4 protein-coding genes are annotated in these 4,816 nt (G+C 42.5%); 3 read left to right on the top strand and 1 reads right to left on the bottom strand.

The annotated features are described in order from the left end of the window. Window positions 1–311: 311 nt before the first annotated feature. Window positions 312–629, top strand: coding sequence for a flagellar transcriptional regulator FlhD (gene flhD, locus J5I83_RS02955; protein ID WP_304053165.1), 318 nt, complete (start codon window positions 312–314; stop codon window positions 627–629). A 26-nt stretch (window positions 630–655) separates the two neighbouring features. Then, window positions 656–1,216, top strand: a complete 561-nt coding sequence (flhC, locus tag J5I83_RS02960) for a flagellar transcriptional regulator FlhC (protein ID WP_304053166.1) — start codon at window positions 656–658, stop codon at window positions 1,214–1,216. 581 nt (window positions 1,217–1,797) lie between these two features. Here flhC and J5I83_RS02965 read toward each other — a convergent pair. Beyond that, complete coding sequence (locus J5I83_RS02965) at window positions 1,798–2,991, bottom strand: pyridoxal phosphate-dependent aminotransferase (protein ID WP_304053168.1); 1,194 nt, start codon at window positions 2,989–2,991, stop codon at window positions 1,798–1,800. Window positions 2,992–3,063: 72 nt separating this feature from the next. On the opposite strand from J5I83_RS02965, the gene uvrB reads away from it, so the two are divergent. Next, the coding region (uvrB, locus tag J5I83_RS02970; protein ID WP_304053169.1) for an excinuclease ABC subunit UvrB at window positions 3,064–4,816 on the top strand (1,753 nt) is incomplete at its 3' end.

Below are 4,816 nucleotides of genomic sequence, written 5' to 3' on the forward strand. Positions count from 1 at the left end.
AAGTCTTGATCAGCATTGCTTTTCCTTGGCACAGGTTTGTAGTTTCGGGAAAAACTATCTTACCCACCCAATAAAGGCAATGCTCTAATTTTTATCTGCCACTACCCACAGATTCTACGGAAGAGGCTAAAAGAAAAATATCTCCATATCTGTCTGATTAGTCAATGAACTTATCGTATGTAGGGAAAAATCCTACAAATTGGTTAGTAGAATTCTGACTATTCATTTGGTTGGTTTTCCATTTACTTCCATAGTTGCAAGTTTAAGATGTACCCAGCTTAAATATTATTGTTTAAATTAGGAGCATTAAAATGGAAACCAGCCAGATTCTTGATGAGATAAGAGAAATCAACCTTGGATACATGTTACTTGCTCAACAGTTATTGCGGGAAGACAAGGATACGGCAATGTATCGGCTCGGTATAGGTGAGGATGTCGCCAATATTTTGGAGAATCTCACCTCTGGTCAACTGTTAAGAATGGCCTCTTCTAATATGCTGCTGTGCCGCTTCCGCTTTGATGACCGACTCATAGCTGAAATTCTCTCCAATCATAGCCGCGATCGTGCTCTGGCTCAGTCTCACGCTGCTATCTTATTAGCCGGATCGCCAGCAGAGATTATTGCTTAATTCAGTATTGGGTAAATGTAAAATCTATGCGAGAAAAGAGTCTTTTATCGGAAGCAAGACAAATTCAACTTGCTACTGAATTAATTAAACTTGGCGCCAGGCTGCAAGTTTTAGAAGCTAATACTGAATTAAGCCGTGAGAGACTTGTAAGATTATACAAGGAGATAAAAGGTGTTTCTCCTCCCAAAGGAATGCTGCCTTACTCAGAAGATTGGTTTACCAGTTGGCAGCCAAATATGCACTCTTCGTTATTTATTAATATTTTCAATTATATTATTAAACATTCTAATGTGCATGTTATTGATGCCATTATCAAAAGCTACAAACTGTATCTTGAGCATATTGAAATTAATCAGCTTCCGCGTATTTTGAGCTTAACACGTGCATGGACGCTGGTGCGCTTCCTGGAAAGCAAAGTATTGTGTATCGTACCTTGTATAAAATGTAATGGTAATTTTATAGTTCATAGCCTGGAAATACATTCCGGTCATATTTGTGGCTTATGCAATATTCCATCCCGCGCAGGTAAAACTAAGAAAGCTGCATCGCATATTGCCGCAAAAATTGAACAGGGATATGCTATCTGAACCTTTTTGATTGCTGAATAATCAGCAGCATAGCTTGATTGAAGATAACGGCTGGTAAAGCGTTATTTATGGAGCTTTTCACCTGATATTAAAATAACAGATTATCTGCTGAATCGAATGTTTGATGCGCCTGTTTAAAATCTTATGATAATTTCCCCGGCAATAGTGTCATGGGGGTGCAATGGGTTAAAAAGCAGCATGTCTACACCTAGTAGACCGTTCGAGTATAGTATTTATAAAAATCCCGTTCGACCTGAGTTTGTCGCAGATTAATACCAGTTGCTTAGCGGTTCGACAAGTTTACCGCAAACAGTGAAGGCTTTACTGGAATAACCTACTAATTCCATTTCTAAATCAAAACTGACATTGTCGGCTTCACCTTGCCGTATTATTTATACTGTCTGCGGCTCGCCTTCGCGTCATTTTTGATTTGGAAATGGAATAATTACCGTGCTTGCTGAAATCTCCCACAGTTTGTTCCTTTAATCCAGTCCTCTTACTGTATTTCTTGCCAATTATTACTAGGCGGCAAGATCATTTGAGGATGAAAAGAATTTTCTGTGAGAGACTCCGCTAGTTTCTCATTTCAGCAAATTGCTGATACGCTCAATGGCTTCTTCCAGATTTTTCATTGAAGTAGCGAAAGACAGACGTATATAGCCTTTACACCCAAACGCCGATCCGGGTACGACGGCCACTCCTGTTTTATCCAGGAGTAATTCACTAAAAGCGATATCGCTATCATTTTTCATGTGCCCATCCCTCTGGAGTTTTTGAATCGCTTGACGAACATCAGCGAAAGCATAAAAGGCGCCGCCAGAAAGTAAACAATGAATACCAGGAATCGTATTTAACTTGCTGGTAATGAAGTGATTGCGTTCTTTGAACGCTGCCTGCATTGGAATCATGCAGGATTGATCACCATTAAGCGCTGCTTCAGCGGCTATCTGTGATATAGAGGTCGGGTTAGAAGTGCTTTGTGATTGAATATTCTCCATACCGGTAATAATGCGCTCAGGTCCGCCACAATAACCTATCCGCCAACCAGTCATCGCATAAGCTTTGGAGACACCATTCAGCACAATTGTCCGTGCACGCAAATCAGGGCAGGCATTGAGAATATTGACAAATTTGTCATCTGATAAAAGTATGTGCTCATACATATCATCAGATGCAATCAAAATATTGGGGTATTTTCTTAATACTTCACCCAATACCTTGAGTTCCTCCAAACTATAGACACTGCCGGATGGATTGCTAGGACTGTTAATAACAAACATCCTGGTTTTTGGAGTAATGGCTTCTTCCAGTTGTTGGGCGGTAATTTTAAAGTTATCTTCAATACCCGTTTCAATAAAGACCGGTTTTCCTTCTGCAATCAGCACAATATCGGGATATGAGACCCAGTAGGGAGCGGGAATAATGACTTCATCACCCGCATTGATCGTGGCCAATACCAGATTAAAAAAGCTTTGCTTGCCGCCGCAGGAAACGAGGATTTCCTTGGGAGTAAAATCGAAATTATTTTCGCGCTTGAATTTTGCAATAATGGCGTTTTTAAGTGCTGGCGTACCTCCTACCTGGGTATATTTGGTGAAACCAGCATTGATTGCAGCGATCGCAGCATCTTTGATATGTTGTGGGGTATCAAAATCAGGTTCGCCCGCACCGAGTCCTATAATATCTTTACCCTCAGATTTGAGTCTGGCAGCTTTTGCAGTGACGGCTAGGGTAGGGGATGGCTTAATGGCCTGCGCGCGTTTTGAGAGTTCCACAACTATGCTCCTGAAATGGTTCGATACCTAACGTGATAGAATTAAAATGGTTTTTTCGTTGGAATTATACCTGTGATTATTACCTTTCCCAACAGTCCCTATAAACTATATCAATCCTTTCAGCCTGCTGGTGATCAACCTGAGGCGATCAGCAAACTGGTTGAAGGTTTGGAGGATGGCCTGCTCTTCCAAACCCTGCTAGGTGTAACGGGTTCTGGTAAAACGTTCACAATAGCGAATACGATTGCGCGCTTAGGTCGTCCTGCGATCATCATTGCACCAAATAAAACACTGGCAGCACAGTTATACGCAGAAATGCGCGAATTTTTCCCGGAGAATGCCATTGAATATTTCGTCTCTTATTACGACTACTATCAACCTGAAGCGTACGTTCCTTCCCGGGATCTTTTTATAGAAAAAGATTCCAGCATTAATGAGCACATTGAACAAATGCGTCTTTCTGCCACAAAATCACTACTCGAACGTAGAGACACTATTATCGTGGCAACGGTATCCTGTATTTATGGTATCGGGGATCCGGTTGATTATCACAGTATGATTTTGCATTTGCGGGAACAAGAAGAAATATCTCAGCGCGATATCATTAAACGGCTGACCGGGATGCAATATCAGCGCAATGAATTTGAATTCAGCCGCGGTACTTTCCGGGTGAGAGGCGATACACTTGATATCTTTCCGGCAGAGAACTCAGAAGTGGCTATTCGAGTATCGCTGTTTGATGATATTGTTGAAAGTATCTCTTCCTTTGATCCGCTCACTGGACGAATTCTGCAAAAGGTAGCACGGTACACTGTTTATCCTTCAAGTCATTATGTGACACCGAGAAGTACAACCCTGCGGGCAATTGAGACTATCAAGACTGAATTAGCTGAACGAATCACGTTTTTTCAGCAACAAAATAAGCTGGTAGAAGCGCAACGCATTGAACAACGCACTCGTTTCGATTTGGAGATGCTGAATGAGCTGGGCTTTTGTAAAGGTATCGAAAATTATTCGCGTCACTTTTCAGGCAGGAAACCTGGTGAACCGCCACCCACGCTAATTGATTATCTGCCAAATAATGCTTTAATGATCATAGATGAAAGCCATGTAACCGTGCCCCAATTAGGAGGAATGTATCGAGGGGATCGGTCACGTAAGGAAAATCTCGTGACCTATGGTTTCCGCCTGCCTTCCGCCTTGGACAATCGGCCGCTAAAATTTGATGAGTTTGAGAAACTGATGCCACAGACAATTTTTATCTCGGCGACACCGGCAACATATGAACAAGAAAAAAGTGGTGAGTTTGTCGAACAGGTTGTCCGGCCAACAGGTTTGATTGACCCGGAGATCATCATACGTCCTGTAGCAACGCAGGTAGATGACCTGATGTCAGAGGTGACTATACGAACAGTCAAGGGAGAGCGAACGCTTGTCACTACGCTCACTAAACGTATGGCAGAGGATCTGACCGAGTACTTCTCTGATCATGGCATTAGGGTGCGCTATCTTCACTCTGATATCGATACTGTTGAGCGAGTTGAAATTATCCGCGACTTGCGCCTTGGCAAGTTTGATGTATTGGTTGGAATCAATTTATTGCGTGAAGGGCTGGATATCCCGGAAGTGTCGTTAGTGGGCATTCTGGATGCAGATAAAGAAGGGTTCTTGCGCTCTGAGCGTTCTTTGATCCAAACCATGGGAAGGGCCGCACGCCATATCAATGGCACCGCTGTTCTTTATGCTGACCGTGTTACCGATTCAATGCGGCGCGCTATAGACGAAACCGGGCGGCGCCGCGAAAAACAAATTTTATTTAATCAGC

It is taken from the genome of Nitrosomonas communis (assembly GCF_024102715.1).
GTDB lineage: Bacteria > Pseudomonadota > Gammaproteobacteria > Burkholderiales > Nitrosomonadaceae > Nitrosomonas > Nitrosomonas communis_B.